The following is an 18,378-nucleotide window of genomic DNA, read 5'->3' on the forward strand; positions in this document are numbered from 1 at the left end:
GAATGTTCTTCACAAACCGGTGCTCAGAGAGCCGGCCCGGTGTACCGCTTCCCACCCACGTAGGGCCACGGGTTCGGCCGGCAGCCCTTGAGGAACAGCGTCTGCTGCTGCATCACCGGCGCCGCCCGGCCCGCGCCCGGGCACCCCTCGTGCCGGTGCCCGAGCTGGTGGCCCACCTCGTGGTTGACCACGTAGAGCCGGTAGTCGTCCAGCGGCATCCCGGCGGCGACCAGGTGCGGCGCCGAGGTCCGCCACCGGGCCAGGTTGATCACCACCTTGCCCGGCACGCGGCACGACGTGTACGGCACCCCGCCCACCCGGATGTCGATCCCGCCCGCCCCGCACAGCCGCCCCGCCGTGTCGCGGGTGGCCAGGTAGATCGTGAAGTCGTACCGGTCGCCCGGACCGACCCGCTGCAACCGCAGCTTGCCGCCGTCGACCCAGCTGCCCGGGCCGGCCAGTGCCCGCTGCACCGCATCACCGAAGGCGGGGACCTCCTCGCCGGAGCCGTTCTCCACCGCGACCCGGTAGCGGCGCAGCGTCCCCGAGCGGCCGAGCACACCGCCGGTCCGCTCGTCGTACGCGAAGGTGCCCCGGCCCTTCGCCGGCCCCGGGCCGGACAGCGTCAGCACCGGCGCGGCCGGCGAGCTGGGCGTCACCGGAGGCGGCGGCGGAACGCTCGGCGTGGACGGCGCCTGCGTGGGGGCCGGGGGCTGGGCGACGAACCCGTCGGTGATCCGGGTCCCCGCGCCCGCCGACGGCAGTTGCACCGCAACGCCGACACCGACCGCGGCGGCGGCGACGAAGGCGCAGACCACGAGCGCGGTGCGCCAGTGACGGAACGAGGAACGGGAGCGGGCGGCACGAGGACGGCGGGAGCTGGGCATCCGGCTCAGCCTGCCATGTCACGCTCCGTTCCGCTCTCCCCCGTTCCGGCCACCAGCGCTGTGGCCTGCGCATTCTCCCGTTCCGGCCGCCCGGCGCCCGGCGCGTCGCCCGACGACACGCCCGCGCCCGCCGCCTGCTCCGGCTCCGCCTCGGCGAGCAGCCCCAGCACCGCCCGCGCCACGGTCCGGGGCACCTCCAGCTGGGCCACGTGCCCGACGCCGTCGAGCATCAGCAGCCGGCTGTCCGGGATGACCCGGGCCGCCTGCGGCGCCACCCGCACGTCGACCAGCCGGTCCTGCCGCCCGCCCACCACGAGCGTGGGCGCGCGTACCGCAGCCGCCTGCCGCCAGAGCGCGCCCTCCCCCGGCAGGTACGAACGCAGGAAGCTGCCGACCAGGCCCCGGAACGTCCGCACGTACGCGGCGGCGTAGTGGGCCGCCTCGTACCGGACCCGGATCTCGTCGATCGCCTCCTGCCGGCGCTGCTCACTGATCCGGGTCAGATCCGCCACGCACGCCTCCATCACCTGCTGCGCGGTCACCTCCGGACTGAACTGGGCCAGCCGCCAGGCGGCCAGCCGTTCGCCCCGGGGGATCGCCAGCAGCGGCAGCATCCGCCCCTGCAACGAGCGCCGGAAGTCCAGGAACGGCAGGGCGGGCGAGACCAGTGTGAGCGTGCGGACCAGATCGGGGCGCAGCGCCGCCACCCGGACCGAGATCGCACCGCCGAGCGAGTTGCCGAACAGGTGCACCGGCCCTCGGTCGCTGTGCTCGATCCAGCGGATCACGCGCTCCGCGAAGGCCGGGATGGTGTAGCGCGGCCCCGGCTCGCTGCGCCCGAACCCGGGCAGGTCGATCGCCTGGCCGTCGAGCCGGTCGGCGAGCAGGCCGGCCAGGTCGGTCCAGTTCTGCGCCGACCCGCCGAGGCCGTGCACGTACAGCGCGGGCTCCGCGCCGGGACCGGTGGCCGGTGTGTCGCGGACGTGCACGAGCGTGCCGTCGAGGCGTACGTGCCGGCCCGGCCAGGGCGGCGGGACGTGGTGTGCGGGAAGGCTGTGCTCCGGCCAGAGTGCGGCACGTTTCATGTTTCCAGTCTCCCCCGCACGGGCCGCACCGCACACCGGCTCAGGAGAGCAGCGCCTCCAGCCGCCGGTTCACCGCCGCGAGCGTGGCCCGCACGACCGCCTGCCGGGGATCACCGGCCACCAGTGCCGAACCGGCCAGCTGCTCCACCCAGCCGTCGCAGACCAGCAGCACCACCACTGTCGCGACCTCGCAGTTGCCGAACGGCACCACCGCGGCGTGCTCCACGAAGCACCGGCCCCGCTCACCGGCCGGGACGACCCGGCCGAGCAGCTCGTCCACCGCGGCGGCCGCGGCCACCGCGCAGAGCCGCAGCACGTACCCGTCGACAGCCGGGCCGGTCGCGTGCCCCTCGGCCGTCCGGTCGCCCGCGACCAGGCGGACCTCGGTGGTGGCGTCCAGGCCGAACGTGCTCACCAGGACGTGCTCGATCACCACCCGGGGCCCCGGCACGCCGCCGGTGTCCAGCGGTCGCGACGGCGCGGTCTCCGTCGTGGTCATCTGCCCACCGGAGTACGACGTACCGAGCGTGACCGGGCTGCCGGTGGACATGCCGGTCGGCGCGGCGGCCAGCGACGTCTCGTCCACCGCGGCCCGGCCCCGGTGGGTGGCCTGCCGGCGGCGGCGCGGCGGTTCGTCGCCGTCGGCGGGCGCCTCGGCCGGGCGCGTGGCGCGGTCGGCGCCGAACCTTGCGTCGCCGGAACGGTTGGCGGCCGGCCGTGCCACGGCGGTACGCGCCGGCGTCTCCTCGCCGGCCGCCTCGTCACCGGTACGGGCCTCGCCCGGCTCGGGCTGCGCGGCGGCACCGGTCTCGCCCGTGCGGGCCGGGCCCGGCGCCGGCTGCGCCCCGGGTGCCCGGGTGTCGCCCGCGCGCGTCTCACCGGAGCGGTCCAGCCGGGCCGACCGGCGGCGCAGCGGAGCCGGCGGCGGCACGGCGGGCGCGCCGGGCAGGTTCTGCGGGGCGGCGGCCAGGCCCATCCGCTCCTGGAGCAGCCGGGCCACCAGGCGGCTCACCTCGGCCGGGTCCGCGCCGTCGGCCAGGTCGAGCCGGAGGCTGTGCGCGCCGGCCGGGGTACGGCGCAGCGCGGCGTCGCGTACGCCCGCCACCTCGCGGACCGCGTCGAGGATCGCGTTGACGTCGAAGCCCTCCGGCCGCTCCCGCAGCGGCGCGGGTTCGTCGTCGCGGCGCAGGTGGGTGGCGATGCGGGCGAGTTCGGGGGTCTCGGCGGACGGTTCCACTGCCGGTGGCTCCGGCACGACTGGCACGTCCGGTTCCGAGGGGACGCGCTGCGGCAGCACGGGGGACGGTTCCTCCGGTCGGGGCTCGGCGACCGCGTCGGCGGCCGGCACCGGTTCCGGTGCGGACCGGCGGGCCGCGTAGGGAGGGGCGCTCGTCGGGTGGGGCGCGGGTGCGCGGTCGAGACGTTGCGCGCCGCCCTGGGCGGGAACGCCCGAGGTCGGCGGCACGACGGCAGCCGCGTCGGCGGGCGGGGCCGGGGCGTACCCACCGGCCGGGGCGGGCGGGGCGCTGGACACCGGCGGCGCGCCGGGCGCGGGCGGGGCACTCGTCGGCGGGGGGCCCGGGGGCGTGATCAGCGGGGCGACCGGCACCGGCGGCCCGGCCCAGGAGGGCCGCTCGTAGCCGTGCGGCGGTTCGGCGTCGCCCCGGGGGAGGCGGAACGGGCGGGTCGGCTCGGGCGCCGGCTCCGGCGCGGCCGGGGGCTCGTACCGGCGCGCCGGCTCCGGCCCGGCACCCGGCTCGTACTGCCGGGGCGTCTCGGACTCGGCGGACGGCGGGTACTGCCGCGTCGCCTCCGGGCCGGGGGCCGGCTCGGCGCGCAGCGGCTCGTACGGCCGTACCGCCTCGGGCCGGGGTGGCTCGTAGGCGGCGGGCGGCTCGACGCGGGCCGGCTCGTACGGCCGCACCGGCTCGGGCGCCCACTCGGCCGCGCGGTCCTCGCGGGCGGTGCGGTGGGCGGCGCTGTCGTCCTCCCACTCGCGCCGCTCGGCGGCGGGCTCCTCGGCGCGGCGGGCGGGTGGCTCCTCCGGGCCTCGGACCGGCGGCTCCTCGGCCCGGCGGGCCGGCGGCTCGTCGGTGCGGGCCCACGGCGGGGCCCAGCCGTCACCCCAGCTCGGTCGGTTCCAGGAGGGCCCCGACCAGTCCGGCTCACCGGCCCTCGGGTCGTCGGCCGCCGGGATCTCGGCCGCGGCCCGCGGCTCGGCGGCGGCGGCCCGGCCCTCGGGCGGGTGGACCTCGCCCGGTGCGTGCTCCGGCCGGTTCGCGGCCGGCTGGGTGACGGGCCGGTCGGCCCAGCCCCGGGACAGCGACGGGGTGGACTCGGTGTTCGGCGCGTGGAAGCCCGGCGGCACCTCGAAACCGGAGGCGGCGGCGCCGACCGGCGGGACCTGGAGCGCCGGGGGCGCGGAGGTCGGCCCGCTCTCGGCCCAGCGCGGCGCCCGGACGGCCGGGTCGTCGGCGGCGTGCCGGGAACCGGCGTCCCCCGGGTCGGTCGGCTGCTCGATCGTCGGCGCCGGGCGCGGGGCCGGTACGGCCAGTCGTTCGCCGTCGGTGGGACGGGGCGGCTCCTCCGCGGGCGGGGCACTGACCGGCGCCTGGCGGGTCACTGGCGACTCCTCCCCGGCGTGGTGCACGCCGTTGACGTGGCGGCCGTTGACGCGCCCCGGTTCCGGCGCGGAGTGGCCGGGCAGCGGGGCCGGCAGGTCGCCGTGCCGGGGCGAGGAGGCGGCCCAGCCGCCGAGGTCGCCGTAGGGCCAGCCGCCGGGCGCCGGAGCGCCGCGGGACCAGCCGTTCGGCGGGGGCGCCCAACCGCCGCCGGTACGGGCCGGTTCGTCCTGCTGGCCCGTCCCGTCGCCGTGCTCTCCCGGGGTGGCGGCTCCGGGTTGCCCTGTTTCACTCACCGCGCGCTCCTTGGTCGCCCCCGCTGAGGCTACCGTGTGGTGACAGTGGCGATAAGTTACAGCGGCGGGCCAATTCCGCGACGGGTTCACGAACCCGGACCGGTTCGGGTGATACGTGCCGGCTCGTACGCAGATACTCGGAGGATCCGATGACCGCAGTGGGGAACGGTGCACAGACCGCCGGTCGGCCCACCCGCCTGCCCCGCTCGGCGCGCCGTAAGCAGCTGCTCGCCGCCGCTCAGGAGGTGTTCGTCGCGCAGGGCTACCACGCCGCCGCGATGGACGACATCGCCGAGCGGGCGGGTGTCTCGAAGCCGGTGCTCTACCAGCACTTCCCCGGGAAGATGGAGCTCTACCTCGCGCTGCTGGACACGCACTGTGACGCGATAGTGGCCAACGTGCAGGACGCGATGAGCGGCACCAACGACAACAAGGAGCGCGTCGGCGCCGCGGTGCGCGCGTACTTCGACTTCGTCGACCACGAGAGCGAGGCGTTCCGGCTGGTCTTCGAGTCGGACCTGCGCAACGACCCGGCGGTGCGGCAGCGGGTGGAGCGGGTCGAGCAGGGCTGCATCGCGGCCATCACCGACACGATCATCTCGGACACCGGGGTCAGCCGCTCGCACGCCGAACTGCTCGCCTCGGGTCTGGTCGGCGCCGCCGAGACCGCCGCCCAGTTCTGGCTCGCCGGCGGCCGCCAGGTGCCCAAGGCGGAGGCCGAAGCGCTGGTCGCGGCCCTGTCCTGGCGCGGCATCGCCAGCTTCCCGCTGCAAGGTGAGTCAGCCTGAACATCGGGCCGCCGGATCGGATAGCCTTCCCACGGTGGCTTTTTCGCCCCAGTTGAGGAGGCACAGTGGAGGTCAAGATCGGCGTGCAGTACGCGCCGCGGGAGCTGGTCCTGGAGAGCGCGCAGTCGCCGGCCGAGATCGAGCAGATCGTGACCGACGCCTTCGCCAAGAGTGAGGGCACCCTCTCCCTGACCGACGAGAAGGGCCGGCGCGTGATCGTGCCGGTCGGCAAGGTCGCCTACGTCGAGATCGCCGAGGCGTCGCCTCGCGCGGTCGGGTTCACCGTTCGCTGATTCCCGCGGCACCGGCCGCCGTGGCGGGCCTCCCGCCACGGCGGCTCAGTTGTTCAACCCGACAGCCGTCATGCGCGCGGCGTGCGCCTCGGTCAGCCGGCGCAGCAGCCCCGGCACGTCCCCGCCGGTCCGCCCGATCAACGCGACGAGCGCGCCCCGGTCGGCGGCGGCCACCCGGCCCGCCTGGGACAGCGCCTCCCCGAGCAGCCGCCGCGCCCACATCGACAGCCGCCCGGCGGCCCGGGGATCGGCCTCGATCGCGGCCCGGATCTCGGCGCCGGCGAACTCGGCGTACCGGGAGTCGTGCAGCACGTCGAGCAGCAGTGTCCGGTCGGGGCCGGCCAGGCCGTCGGCGATCCCACGCAGGAAGTCGTCGGTGATCGCGTCCCCCACGTACGCCTTCGTCACCGCCTCCGCCCAGTCCCGCGGCTCGGTCGAGTCGTGGTAGGCCCGCAGCGCCTCGACGTAGGGGGCCATCGCCTCCTCCGGGGTGACGCCCCGGGCGGCGAGCCGGTCGGTGAGCCATCGGTAGTGCGCGATCTCGGCGGCGGCCATCTCGCTGAGCGCGGCGCGGCGGCGCAGGTCGGGTGCGAGGCGCGCGTCGGCGGCGAGGCGGTCGAACGCGAGCAGTTCGCCGTAGGCGACGAGCCCGAACAGATCGGTCGCGGCAGGGTCGGGGACGGCGGGGTGGGGGGCGGACACGAGCGCAGGCTACCGGCGCCACCCCTGTGACTCAAGTCACAACGAACCGCCCCGCGTGCACGGCCACCACCTGGGAATCGGGACGCCTCAGGGGCCGTTCAGGTAGGATGAGACAGTTGCCGTGGGCACCGAATCGGTCACTTGCTGATCAACGCCGGTCCCCGACGCGCGTGCGGCCCGGTCCGGCTCGGCGAAATCGCCCCTGACCGCGTGGCCCGCGCCACACCGATCGCGCCCTGAGGACCTGAGGGGCGCACCACGAGAGGGCACCCCCAAATCCATATGAGCGAGCAGATTTCCGGCCAGCCACTGGCCCCCACCGCTCCGGTCCCCCCGGAGGCACCCACGTTCGCCGCGCTCGGCGCGCGGCAGGAAACCGTCGAGGCGCTGGCCGCCGCCGGCATCACCCGCGCCTTCGCCATCCAGGAGTACGCGCTGCCGATCGCGCTGCGCGGCGTCGACCTGATCGGGCAGGCGCCGACCGGCACCGGCAAGACGCTCGGCTTCGGCATCCCGCTGCTGGAGCGGGTGTTCGCCCCGTCCGAGGGCAGCGACGGCGTCCCGCAGGCGCTCGTCGTCGTACCCACCCGTGAGCTGGGCATCCAGGTCGCCAAGGACCTCGACGCCGCGGGCCGCACCCGGGGCGTCCGGGTGCTGCCGATCTACGGCGGCGTGGCCTACGAGCCGCAGATCGAGGCGCTGCGCAAGGGCGTCGAGATCCTGGTCGGCACCCCGGGCCGCCTGCTGGACCTGCAGAAGCAGAAGCACCTGCGGCTGGACCGGGTCCGCGCGCTCGTCCTCGACGAGGCCGACCGCATGCTCGACCTGGGCTTCCTGGACGACGTCGAGAAGATCCTGGCGATGCTGCCGGAGGACCGGCAGACCATGCTGTTCTCGGCCACCATGCCGGACCCGATCGTCGCGCTGTCCCGGCGCTTCCTGCGCCGCCCGGTGACGATCCACGCCGGGCACACCGCCGAGACCGGTCCGTCGCCGCAGACCAAGCAGCTCGCGTACCGCACGCACTCGCTGAACAAGGTCGAGATCGTGGCGCGCATCCTCCAGGCCGAGGGCCGCGGGCTGACCATGATCTTCACCCGTACCAAGCGGGCCGCCGACCGGGTCGCCGAGGATCTCGACTTCCGCGGCTTCGCCGTCGCCGCCGTGCACGGTGACCTCGGTCAGGGCGCGCGCGAGCGGGCGCTGCGGGCGTTCCGGGCCGGCAAGATCGACACGCTGGTCGCCACCGACGTGGCGGCGCGGGGCATCGACGTCACGGGCGTCACGCACGTGATCAACTACGACTGCCCCGAGGACCAGGACACCTACACCCACCGCATCGGCCGTACCGGCCGGGCCGGGGCCACCGGTTCCGCGGTGACGTTCGTCGACTGGGACGACATGCCCCGCTGGCGGATCATCGACAAGACGCTCGGGCTGGACATGCCCGAGCCGCCGGAGACGTACCACACCTCCGCGCACCTCTACACGGACCTGGCCATCCCGACGGACGTCAGCGGCACGCTGCCGACCGCCGAGCGCACCCGCGCCGGTCTGTCCGCCGAGGTCGAGGAGGACCTGGGCGGCGGCGGCCGGTCGCGCCGGGGTGCGCGGCGCGGTGACAGCCGGGGCCGCGAGCGTGGCGACCGCGAGCGTGGTCGGGGCCGGGGCGGCGACGGCGGTTCGTCCGCCGGTTCGCCCGCCGCGCAGGCCGACGCCGGGGACGACGAGACCCCGCGTACGCCGCGTCGCCGGCGTCGTCGCCGGGCCGGTGAGACGGTGGCCGGTGAGCCGACCGCGGTGATCGGCACCGAGGGCGCGGCTGAGACCGCCGCCGCACCGCAGCCCACGGAGGGCGAGGCCGCGAGCACCAAGCCCCGCCGTCGTCGCCGTCGCCGCAGCGGCAGCACCGGCGCACCCGCCGAGGCCACCAACGCCGACTGACGCACACCAACGGAAACGGCCTCCCGGACCCCCGGTCCCGGAGGCCGTCCCCATCCCCGCCCCCACGCCCGCCCCTCCCCTCATCCCGTCGATCATGAAGTTGACGGCGCGACACGCCGTGTCCGGGTGCCGCCAACTTCATGATCGACGGGGTCGGGGCCAGGGCGGGCGAGTGGGAGCGCGGGGAGAGCAGGAGAGGTAGGTACTGATGCCGGAAGCGTTGGACTCGGCGCTGGCCGAGGTGCGGGCGTTGCTGCTCGCACCGGGCCTGACCCGCGCGGTCGCCGCCGGGCGCCGCCGTGGGCAGCATCCCTCGGTGGTACGCGCGGAGCTGCGCCCGGTCACGCTGAAGGCCGGTCCCCGGTTGCAGATCGCCGTCTCCGACGGATCACGACCGCACACCCGCAACGTGGCACCCGGTACGGAGGCCGGCGCCGCGGTCGACGAACTGCTCGCCGAGCCGTTCGGCAACTGGCACGTCGAGACCGCCGACGCCACGCTCCAGCTCCGGGTCACCAAGTCCGGCGAGGCGCAGGTGCACCGCGCGGCCGCCAGCCGTCCGGCCGCCGAGCCGGGCGGGCACGACCGGTCCAAGGAGTGGCTGCTCGACCCCGGCGATCCCCTGTTCCGGGAGATCGGCGGCTCGGCGGCCAAGCGCCGGCAGGTCGACGCGTTCCTGCGGGCGCTCGCGGCCACGCTGCCCGACGACCTCACCGGCCCGCTGCGGGTGGTGGACCTGGGTTGTGGCAACGCGTACCTGACCTTCGCCGCCTACCGCTACCTGGTCCAGCGCGGCCTGGACGTGACGCTCGTCGGGGTCGACGTCCGCGAGGACCAGCGCCGCCGCAACACCGAGCTGGCCGAGCGGCTGGGCTGGGCCGACCGGGTCGGGTTCGTGGCCGGCACCATCGCCGAGGCGCCCGTCGAACCGGCGCCCGACCTGGTGCTGGCGCTGCACGCCTGCGACACCGCGACCGACGAGGCGCTGGCCCGGGCGGTGCGCTGGGGTGCCCGCTGGGTGCTCGCCGCGCCCTGCTGCCACCACGACCTGGCCGCCCAGCTCCGGGCCGGTCAGGCGCCCGCGCCGTACGAGCTGCTGACCCGGCAGGGCATCCTGCGGGAGCGGTTCGCCGACGTGCTCACCGACTCGCTTCGGGCCGCGCTGCTCCGCCTGCACGGCTACCGCGCCGAGGTGGTGGAGTTCGTCGACTCCCAGCACACGCCGCGCAACCTGCTCATCCGGGCACGCCGGACGGCGGGTGCGCCGGCCGACGCGCAGCGCGCGGAGTATCGCGAGCTGGTCGGCCAGTGGGGTGTCACGCCCCGGCTGGAGACGTTGCTGGCCGAGGCGCGCTGAGCCGCGGTGGTCCTACCGCCCCCGGTCGCCCCGGTTGCGGTCGCCCCGGTCCAGCACCGACACCCGCTCACCGGCGTTCCGGTGCGGCGGCCACTCGCCGTCGTGCGACGCGCTCGGGAACGGCACCACCTTCCCGGACTGCTCGGCGTTCCCGGCGGCGGCGAAGGCGTTCCACGAGATGTCCACGAGCATCCGCTTCAGCTCGGCGTGCCGGACCGCGGCGTTGCGCTGCACCGCCATCCGCGCTCCCAGCACCACCGAGGCCAGCGTCGTGCAGATCGCGCCGGTCGCGGCGATCAGGTGTACGCCGGTCGCATCGCCACCGCGTACCGCCAGCACCAGCAGCCAGATCCAGAAGCCGAGCGCGAACACCGCGGCCTTGGCTACGAAGAAGAGGCTCACCGCCCCGGGGCGATGCGGTACGGGACGGTCCGGCTCGGCCATGCTGTTCCTCCATCGACTCCCAGGGTTCACTCAGCCTATTACCCGAAGCGCATTGCCCGAAGCACACTTCCGTAGTTGTCGGGTCTCGCCGACGAGACCTCCGGACCGATCAGTCAGTTACTTCTCCGGTCCGGCGTACTAGGCTCGGTGCGCGAGCCGGGCCACCGGAGGAAGGGGACAGATCCACCAGGGATGGGTTCCGCAGACGTTTCGCCACAGATGGCCTTCGCGCGCTTCGTACGCCGGGCCATCGACGCCGCGCGCGAGGAGCGCGGCTGGACGGTGACCGACCTCGCCACCCACACCGGTGTCGGCCGCTCCACGGTGTTCCGCTGGCTGGCCGGAGACTGGCAGGACTATCCCGAACTCGCGAAGGTCCGCGGCTTCTGCGCCGCCCTCGACCTGCCCGTGGCGGCCGCGTTCCGCGCGCTGGGCCTGCCCGACGCCGGGCCGGTGCCCCGCCGCCGGGGCGCCGAGGACGGCCCGGTGGAGGCCGACGTGCGGGTCATCCTGGATCGGCTCGCCGACCCGAACGTGCCCGCCGAGGAGAAGCACCACATCCGCGACCTGCTCCGCTACCTGGCCCGCCGCCCGGTCCGCCGGGCCGGCTGACCTGCCGGCCGCCGACGCCCGCGAGTCAGGCCACGGTCAGCGTGAACTCGGCGGTCCGCACCACGCCGCCGACCTGGAAGTCCAGGAACATCCGGTAGCTGCCCGGCCCCGGCGCGGTCAGCCAGAACGTCACGTCGTCGCCGTCGCGTACCGGCTCCGGGTGCACGTGCAGGTAGCCGAGGTCGCCCTCACGCAACGCCACCAGATGCCCGTACGCCGCGAGGTACGGCTCCAGCGCCGCCGCCGCGCCGTCCGCGCCGGTGACCCGGAACCGCAGCGGCACCGACTTCCCCACCTCCGGCGTGCCGGCGTACCCGACGGTGAACCCGTCGACAGTGGCCGACGTGGCGGCGGCGGGCAGCGGCCGGGGCCGGTACGCGCCGGACGCGGTCAGGTCGGCGCCGAGCACCACGGCGACCTGGCGTCCGTCGTCGGCCACCGCCGTGAAGTCCGCGTACATCCGCCAGGGGCCGGCCTCCGGCGCCGTGATCGGCACCGACCAGGTGCCGTCGGCGGCCATCGTCGGGTGCAGGTGCCGGTAGCCGCTGAGATCACGCCGGACCATGATCACGTGCATCGGCTTGTCGTGCACGACGGCGAACCGGGTGACCGCCCGGCGCTGGTCGTCGCGGATCTGGAAGCGCAGCTCACCGGCGCGGCCCGCGACCAGCTCGGTCGACGGCACGATCGTGTAGCCGGCCGAGGTGATCGACAGTCCGGTCGCGCCGTCGCCGCCGCCCTGGGTGACGGTGGCGCCGTCGTGCGTGTGCGCGCCGGTCCCGGGTGAGTGGGCGTGCGCGCCACCGTCGGCGCCGCCCGTGGCGACCCCGCCGGCCGTCGCGCTGCCGGGCCGGGCCGGGTCGGCCGGCGCGTTCATCCGCCCGAGGCCGAAGCCGAGCAGGACGGCGAGCACCAGGCCGCCCACCACCAGGGCCAGCCGCAACGTCTCCCGGTCCACCACGGCGGGACCGGCCGCAGCCGCCCCGGCCGAGCCACCCGCGCCGTCCCCGGACCGCGTCGCGAGGGCGTCGGAGCCGGCCTCGGAGTCGTCGGGGACGACGCCGGTGCCGGACGTGACCGACGACGACTCAGGCACCGCCGCCGACCAGCTCGTAACCCGCCTCGTCCACGGCGGTACGCACGGACTCGTCGGACAGCGGCGCCGCGCTGGTGACAGTGGCGGTGCCGCTGGTCAGATCGATCCGGACCTCGTCGACACCGGGCAGCGCGGACAGCTCCTCGGTCACCGCCTTGACGCAGTGCTCGCAGGTCATCCCGGTCACGGTGTACGTCTGGACGACGGGTCGCTGCTCGGTCATGACCCCACGGTACCGCCGCCCGGGCGCGGGCCAGACGACGGTCCGCCGACGGTGGTGACGCTCGCATTCCGCCCGGCCCGGGAACTTTCCGCGCAGGCCGGAAGACGGGTCAGCCGGCCACCGCGAGCGCCAGCGGCAGCACGTCCGGCGCGCCGGCCCGGCGCAGCAGCCGCGCCACCATGGCCATCGTCCAGCCCGAGTCGACCAGGTCGTCCACCAGCAGCACCGGCCCGTCCAGCCCCGGCAGCGCGCCGGCCAGCTCGCCGGGCACGCGGAAGGCGTCGTGCAGCGCGCGTACCCGCTGGGCGCTGTTGCCCCGCGGTCCGCCGGCCCCGGCCGGGCCGGTGGGGTCGACCCGGCCGAGCAGCGGCAGCCGCCCCACGGCGGCGATCCGCTCGGCCAGCGAGCCGACGAGCAGCGGTCGCGTCCGGGAGCCGACCGCCACCACGCCCACCGGCCGCCGGGGCCACGGGTCGTCGCCGTGCGCCCACGCCTTCAGCACCTCGACCACGGCGGCCACCACGTCGTCGGGCACCGGGCCGTCCGGCGCCTCCGGCCCGACCAGCCCGCGCAGCCGCCCGCCCCACCCCAGGTCGGACAGGCGCCCCACGGCCCGGCCGGGCAGCGTCTGCTCCGCCGGGGGGATGCGGCCCTTCAGGGGTACGCCGACCGCCTCCAACCCGGTGGGCCAGAGCTTCTTGGGCGGGATCGGCACGCCGGGGCGCCCGAGGAACGTCTGCGCAGCGGTCAGCGCCGCCTCGGAGACGGCGGCGTCGAACAGCGGGCCGGCGCAGTTGTCGCACCGGCCGCAGTCGGCCGCCCCGCTGTCGTCCAGCCCTTCCCGCAGGTAGCGCATCCGGCAGGCGGACGTCGAGGCGTACTCCCACATGGCCCGCTGCTCGGCGGCGCGCGCGTCGGCGACGCGCCGCAACCGGGCCTCGTCGTAGACCCAGGGCTCGCCGGTGGCGAGCCAGCCGCCGCGCACCCGGCGGACCGCGCCGTCCACGTCCAGCACCTTGAGCATCAGCTCCAGCCGGGCGCGGCGCAGGTCGACCACCGGCTCCAGGGCCTGGGTGGAGATCGGCCGTTCGGTGTCCAGCGCGGCGAGCACGGCGCGGACCTGCTCCTCGGGCGGGAAGGCGAGCGAGGCGAAGTACCGCCAGATGGCCGCGTCCTCGACGCCGGGCAGCAGCAGCACCTCGGCGTGCTCGACGGCCCGGCCCGCGCGGCCGACCTGCTGGTAGTAGGCGATCGGCGAGGGCGGCGCGCCCAGGTGCACGACGAAGCCGAGGTCGGGCTTGTCGAAGCCCATGCCGAGGGCGCTGGTGGCGACCAGGGCCTTGATCTTGTTGTCCAGCAGGTCCTGCTCGGCGGCCCGCCGGTCGGCGTCCTCGGCCTGCCCGGTGTAGGAGGCGACCGACCAGCCCCGGCCGCGCAGGAAGTCGGCCGTCTCGGTGGCCGCCGCGACGGTGAGCGTGTAGACGATCCCCGAGCCGGGGAGCCGGTCCAGGTGGTCGGCCAGCCAGGCCAGGCGGTGGGCCGGGCTCGGCAGATCGAGTACGCCGAGGCGCAGCGACTCGCGGTCCAGCGTGCCGCGCAGCACCAGCGCGTCACCGAGCTGCTCCGCCACGTCCTGGGTGACCCGGGCGTTGGCCGTGGCGGTGGTGGCCAGCACCGGCGTGCGCTCGGGCAGGTTGGCCAGGAACGTGCGCAGCCGCCGGTAGTCGGGGCGGAAGTCGTGCCCCCAGTCGGAGACGCAGTGCGCCTCGTCCACCACGAGCAGCCCGGTGGTGGCGGCGAGCTTCGGCAGCACCCCGTCGCGGAAGTCGGGGTTGTTCAGGCGCTCCGGGCTGATCAGCAGCACGTCGACCGCACCGGCGTGGATCTCGGCGGTGATCTCGTCCCACTCGTCCAGGTTCGCCGAGTTGATCGTGCGCGCCCGGATGCCGGCGCGGGCGGCGGACTCGACCTGGTTGCGCATCAGCGCCAGCAGCGGCGAGACGATCACCGTCGGCCCGTGCTGGTTTCCCTCGCGCAGCAGCGCGGTGGCCACGAAGTAGACGGCCGACTTGCCCCAGCCGGTGCGCTGCACGCAGAGCACCCGCCGCCGGTCGACCACGAGCGCCTCGATGGCCCGCCACTGGTCCTCGCGCAGCCGGGCGTGGTCACCCGCCAGCCGCCGCAGCACCGCCTCGGCGCGTTCCCGCACGGCCGTCCGATCCTGGCTCATCCGGCATTTCTACCAGGGACGGCCGACGCTGCCGGCGGACCGGGCGGCGAGGTGGGCGGCGGACCGGGCGGCGACGTGGGCGGCGGTCCGGGTGCCGGGGCGGGCGGCAGGAAGATCAACAGCTCGCGCAGCGAGTCCGTCGCCGCCGCCGGCAGCAGGCACCGCGAGGCCAGTTCCTCCATCGACGTGTACGGGCCGCGCATCCGCCGGTCGACCACCACGTGCTGCGCCTGCGACCGGGTCAGTCCGGGCAGCCCGGCGATCACGTGGTCCGGCACCGAGTTGACGTCCACCAGTCCGCCGTCGTCGTACGCCCGGGGCAGATCGGGTCGCCCGATGCGCAGGTCGTCCCGCGCCGACGGGTACTGGTAGAGCAGGTAACGGGCGTACTCCCGGCGCAGCCGGTTGCGGTCGGCGTACGGCCGCCCACGCCACAGGCCGCGCAGCCAGGCGAGCAGCTTGCCGTTGAGCAGCACCACGTGCGGGACGCCCGCCGCCCAGGTGGTCAGCCAGATCACCATCAGGGTGGCCTCGGGCGCGCTGACCTCCTCGGTCTCGCTGCTGCCGATGACCACCACGAACGTCGCTGCCACGGTCAGGTAGTAGACCGCGGCGAGGACGCTCCCCCAGCCCCGGCGCCAGACCCCGTAGAGCAGCACCACCAGCCAGGTGAGCATGCCGAACGAGAACAGGGCGACGAGCGCGCCGCCCACCGTCGCGACGACGCTCAACCAGCCGGGCACACCGGACGGACGCCTGGACGGCGGCACGGCGCCGATCAGCGGCGCGACCGGGGGCGACACCCAGGGCGGCAGGACCGCCGGCGGCTCACCCGGACCGGCCGGCAGCGGGAACGGACCGCCCGGCTGCGCCGAGACGGTGAACTGGACCGGAACGGTGAGCTGGGCCGAGACCGGAGGCGTGGCGGTGGGCGGAGGCGGGGCAGTCGCCGGATTCACGGGCAGCGGCCGGGCCGATGCCTCGGCCGGGTTCGTGGGCGGCGGCTGGGCCGGCGCTTCGGCAGGGGATTCGACGGCGGCCGGAATCGGCTCCGGGTCGCCCGCCCACCTCCCGCCCGCCCCGGCCCGTTCCGGACGCGCCTGCGGCAGGAGGTCCGGATCGGCGCGCAGGATCCGCCGGTGCAGATCCTGGAGCGCCCCGCCCGGCTCGATGCCGTACTCGTCGCGGAGCAGCCCCGCGTAGTCACGGTAGGCGGCCAGCGCCTCGGCCTGCCGTCCACTGCGGTGCAGCGCCAGCATGAGCTGGTGACGCAGCCGTTCCCGGACCGGGAACTCGGCGACCAGCTCGACCAGCCGGCCGACCAGCTCGCCGTGCCGGCCGTCGGCCAGCTCCAGTTCGGTACGCGTCTCCAGCGCGACCGCGCGCAGCTCCACCAGCCGGTGCCGGGCCGTGTCGAAGTACGCGCCGGCGAACCCGGTGAACGGCTCCCCCTGCCACAGCTCCAGCGCGGCGCTCACCTCGGCCAGCGCCTCCGCCGTACGCCCGGCCGCCTGCGCCGCCCGCGCCCGCTGCACACCGCGCTCGAAGCGCGCCACGTCCACCGCCTCCGGCGGCACGCGCAGCAGGTATCCGGCGTCGGTGAGGGTGAGCACCCGGGCCGGCGTACGCGGTGACCGGTCGGGTTCCAGCATCCGGCGCAGACCGGCCACGTGCTTCTGCACCACGTTGAGGCCGTTCACCGGCGCCTCGTCCGGCCAGACCGCCTCGACGATCTGCCCGGTCGGCACGGGACGGCCCACGGCGAGCAGCAGCACGGCCAGCACGGCCCGCTGCTTGGCCGGGCCCAGATCGAGTGGTCGGCCGGCGTACCAGGCCCGCTGCGGGCCGAGGAGTTCGAAGCGCAGCGCCTCTGACATGCGAGTTTCCGCCCCCGTACCGACTGCCCCCGCCCACCGTGGCCGACGGCAGTCGGACGGCAGCATATCGGCAGCGAGCCCGCCGTGACGGCTGCCGATACTTACCCGGCAACAATCACCTGGGAAAGTGAGTCGAACACCATGACGCAGCGATTCGGATCCGTCGTGAGCCTCCGGCGGACCGCGGCCCTCGCGACGGCCGTGCTGGCCACCGCCGTCCTGTCCGCGGGGTGCGGGACCGGGGACGCCACCGAGGGCACCGGGCCCGCGCCCAGCCCGTCGGCCGACCCGAAGGCCGCGCTGCTGGCCGCCGTGCCGGACGAGAAGGACCCGGCCTTCCGGTTCACCACGGTCGAGGGCGCGGACAAATTCGACGGGGTGGTCGACCCGGCGGCGCGCGGCCTCGAGCTGTCCATGTCGGAGAAGAGCAAGGACCCGGAGTTCACCATGGGGATGACCTTCCGCGTGATCGACGAGGACATCTGGATGCGGGTCAAGATCACCGGCATGGCCGGCCTGCAGGACATGATGAAGCTGCCCAAGCGCTGGATGCTCCTGGACCGCACCAAGCTCGACGACGCCTCCGACGTGCCGGTCTACCAGAACGCCGACCCGGCCAACATGGCCGCCGTCATCCGGACCGCGGAGACGGTCGAGGACCGGGGCGACAGCACGTACGCCGGGTTCGCCGACCTGACCGCGAACGCCGACATCCGCGAGAGCTTCACCACCGTGGACGTGGCCGCGCTCGGCGACGCGGCGAAGAAGGTGCCGTTCACCGCTGTGGTCGGGCCGGACGGGAACCTCACCTCGCTGACCCTGGAGCTGCCGGCCGCGGGCAAGCAGAAGGCGATGAAGGTGGTCGCCAAGTACTACGACTTCGGCAAGGCGCCGAAGCTCACCGCGCCGACGGGCGCGCAGGTGCAGAAGGCGCCGGCGTCCGCGTACGAGATGCTCAACGGCTGACCACGACGTACGCGCGAAGGGCGGTGGCCGCACGGGGGGCCACCGCCCTTCCGCGTGTCAGCGGCCGAGCACGGAGCCGCCGTTGACGCCGAGCACCTGCCCGGTGACGTACCCGGCGGACGGGCCGACCAGGTAGCGCACGGCGGCCGCGATGTCGTCCGGCACACCGGCCCGGCCGACGAGCGTGGCGGCGACCCGCTTGGCGTGCCCCTCCGGCGTCATCCGGTCGCCGAAGAACTCGGTCTCGGCGACGTAGCCGGGGCTGACCACGTTCACGGTGATCTGTTCCGGACCGAGCTGGGCGGCCAGGTCGTACGCCCAGCCGTGCAGCGCGGCCTTCGCGGCCGAGTACGGCCCGGCGCCACCGCGCTGCGCGGCGATCGAGCTGAGCAGGACCACCCGGCCGCCGGGGCGGCGCAGGGCCGGCAGGAGCGCCTCGGTGAGCAGGACGGCGGTCAGCACGTTCGCGTCCAGGTTGGCCCGCCACCAGTCCGCCACCCCGCCGAGCGAGTCGGTCGACCCGCCGAGGTAGCCGCCGGCGTTGTTGACCACGGCGTCCACGGCCCGTTCCCCGACGGCGTCCACCACCGCCCCGACCTGCCCCGGATCGGTCAGGTCGGCAACGACGGCAGTGACCGACCCGTCCCGCCCGCTCTCGGCGCAGATCCGCCGCGCCGCGGCTTCGAGCACGTCACCCCGCCGCCCGACGACGAGAACGTCGAACCCGTCGGTGACGAGCCCGCGCGCCACCGCAGCCCCGATCCCGGTCCCACCCCCACTGACAACGGCAAGCCGCCGCAGCTCCCCCATGACGTCTCCCTCCCCGCATCCCGTTCCCGCGTCCCCACCCCGGCCCTGTCCCGGGCGATCATGAAGTTAGCGCCATCGGACACGGCGTGTCGCGGCGTTAACTTCATGATCGCCGGGGCAGGGGTGGGGCGGGTGGGCGGGGGCGGG

Annotated in this window: 16 protein-coding genes; 6 read left to right on the forward strand and 10 right to left on the reverse strand. The window is 75.5% G+C overall.

All coding sequences use genetic code 11. The features are described from left to right. Nucleotides 1-23: 23 nt before the first annotated feature. From ACN27D_RS10375 to ACN27D_RS10385, 3 genes are read right to left on the reverse strand one after another with little or no spacing between them, the layout of a single operon-like run. A complete protein-coding gene (locus ACN27D_RS10375) occupies nt 24-887 on the reverse strand; it encodes a DUF3152 domain-containing protein (protein WP_421498998.1) in 864 nt (287 codons plus the stop codon). A gap of 5 nt (nt 888-892) precedes the next feature. Then, nucleotides 893-1,972, reverse strand: a complete 1,080-nt coding sequence (locus ACN27D_RS10380; RefSeq protein ID WP_120573040.1) for an alpha/beta fold hydrolase — start codon at nt 1,970-1,972, stop codon at nt 893-895. A 40-nt stretch (nt 1,973-2,012) separates the two neighbouring features. Beyond that, nucleotides 2,013-4,889: a hypothetical protein gene (locus ACN27D_RS10385; protein ID WP_421498999.1), complete on the reverse strand. Its 2,877-nt coding sequence runs from the start codon at nt 4,887-4,889 to the stop codon at nt 2,013-2,015. A 149-nt stretch (nt 4,890-5,038) separates the two neighbouring features. Between ACN27D_RS10385 and ACN27D_RS10390 the strand changes: the two genes are divergently transcribed. Next, nucleotides 5,039-5,677 (forward strand): TetR/AcrR family transcriptional regulator, encoded by a 639-nt coding sequence (locus tag ACN27D_RS10390; protein WP_013288691.1) that lies wholly within the window; start codon nt 5,039-5,041, stop codon nt 5,675-5,677. A 65-nt stretch (nt 5,678-5,742) separates the two neighbouring features. Continuing rightward, nucleotides 5,743-5,970, forward strand: a complete 228-nt coding sequence (locus ACN27D_RS10395; RefSeq protein ID WP_013288692.1) for a DUF3107 domain-containing protein — start codon at nt 5,743-5,745, stop codon at nt 5,968-5,970. A gap of 45 nt (nt 5,971-6,015) precedes the next feature. Here ACN27D_RS10395 and ACN27D_RS10400 read toward each other — a convergent pair whose 3' ends face one another. Beyond that, nucleotides 6,016-6,672 carry a ferritin-like fold-containing protein gene (locus ACN27D_RS10400; protein ID WP_121685588.1) on the reverse strand — a complete coding sequence of 219 codons (657 nt, stop codon included), beginning with the start codon at nt 6,670-6,672 and terminating at the stop codon, nt 6,016-6,018. A 282-nt stretch (nt 6,673-6,954) separates the two neighbouring features. Between ACN27D_RS10400 and ACN27D_RS10405 the strand changes: the two genes are divergently transcribed. Further along, nucleotides 6,955-8,616 (forward strand): DEAD/DEAH box helicase, encoded by a 1,662-nt coding sequence (locus ACN27D_RS10405; protein ID WP_120573037.1) that lies wholly within the window; start codon nt 6,955-6,957, stop codon nt 8,614-8,616. Between the two features lie 208 nt (nt 8,617-8,824). Continuing rightward, entirely contained in the window at nt 8,825-9,973 is a 1,149-nt protein-coding gene (locus ACN27D_RS10410; RefSeq protein WP_421499000.1) for a class I SAM-dependent methyltransferase, read from the forward strand. Nucleotides 9,974-9,985: 12 nt separating this feature from the next. Here ACN27D_RS10410 and ACN27D_RS10415 read toward each other — a convergent pair whose 3' ends face one another. Further along, nucleotides 9,986-10,417 carry a hypothetical protein gene (locus tag ACN27D_RS10415; protein ID WP_120573035.1) on the reverse strand — a complete coding sequence of 144 codons (432 nt, stop codon included), beginning with the start codon at nt 10,415-10,417 and terminating at the stop codon, nt 9,986-9,988. A gap of 192 nt (nt 10,418-10,609) precedes the next feature. Here ACN27D_RS10415 and ACN27D_RS10420 point away from each other — a divergent pair, with 192 nt between their 5' ends. Next, entirely contained in the window at nt 10,610-11,029 is a 420-nt protein-coding gene (locus ACN27D_RS10420) for a helix-turn-helix domain-containing protein (protein WP_026268433.1), read from the forward strand. Between the two features lie 25 nt (nt 11,030-11,054). Here the strand turns inward: ACN27D_RS10420 and ACN27D_RS10425 are convergent, their stop codons facing one another. From ACN27D_RS10425 to ACN27D_RS10440, 4 genes are all read right to left on the reverse strand, one after another. Beyond that, complete coding sequence (locus tag ACN27D_RS10425; protein ID WP_421499001.1) at nt 11,055-12,125, reverse strand: hypothetical protein; 1,071 nt, start codon at nt 12,123-12,125, stop codon at nt 11,055-11,057. After that, entirely contained in the window at nt 12,118-12,348 is a 231-nt protein-coding gene (locus tag ACN27D_RS10430; protein ID WP_421499002.1) for a heavy-metal-associated domain-containing protein, read from the reverse strand. The genes ACN27D_RS10425 and ACN27D_RS10430 overlap by 8 nt, the downstream gene beginning before the upstream one ends. Before the next feature lie 109 nt (nt 12,349-12,457). After that, nucleotides 12,458-14,578: a DEAD/DEAH box helicase gene (locus tag ACN27D_RS10435; protein ID WP_421499003.1), complete on the reverse strand. Its 2,121-nt coding sequence runs from the start codon at nt 14,576-14,578 to the stop codon at nt 12,458-12,460. Next, complete coding sequence (locus tag ACN27D_RS10440) at nt 14,575-16,455, reverse strand: BTAD domain-containing putative transcriptional regulator (protein ID WP_421499004.1); 1,881 nt, start codon at nt 16,453-16,455, stop codon at nt 14,575-14,577. Before ACN27D_RS10440 ends, ACN27D_RS10435 begins: the two co-directional genes overlap by 4 nt. 165 nt (nt 16,456-16,620) lie before the next feature. On the opposite strand from ACN27D_RS10440, the gene ACN27D_RS10445 reads away from it, so the two are divergent. Next, complete coding sequence (locus ACN27D_RS10445; RefSeq protein WP_421499005.1) at nt 16,621-17,421, forward strand: hypothetical protein; 801 nt, start codon at nt 16,621-16,623, stop codon at nt 17,419-17,421. A gap of 57 nt (nt 17,422-17,478) precedes the next feature. On the opposite strand, the gene ACN27D_RS10450 is transcribed toward ACN27D_RS10445, so the two are convergent. After that, a complete protein-coding gene (locus ACN27D_RS10450; RefSeq protein ID WP_358175231.1) occupies nt 17,479-18,231 on the reverse strand; it encodes an SDR family NAD(P)-dependent oxidoreductase in 753 nt (250 codons plus the stop codon). Nucleotides 18,232-18,378 lie beyond the last annotated feature (147 nt).

The organism is Micromonospora sp. WMMD1274, assembly GCF_049179035.1.
Lineage (GTDB): Bacteria > Actinomycetota > Actinomycetes > Mycobacteriales > Micromonosporaceae > Micromonospora > Micromonospora tulbaghiae.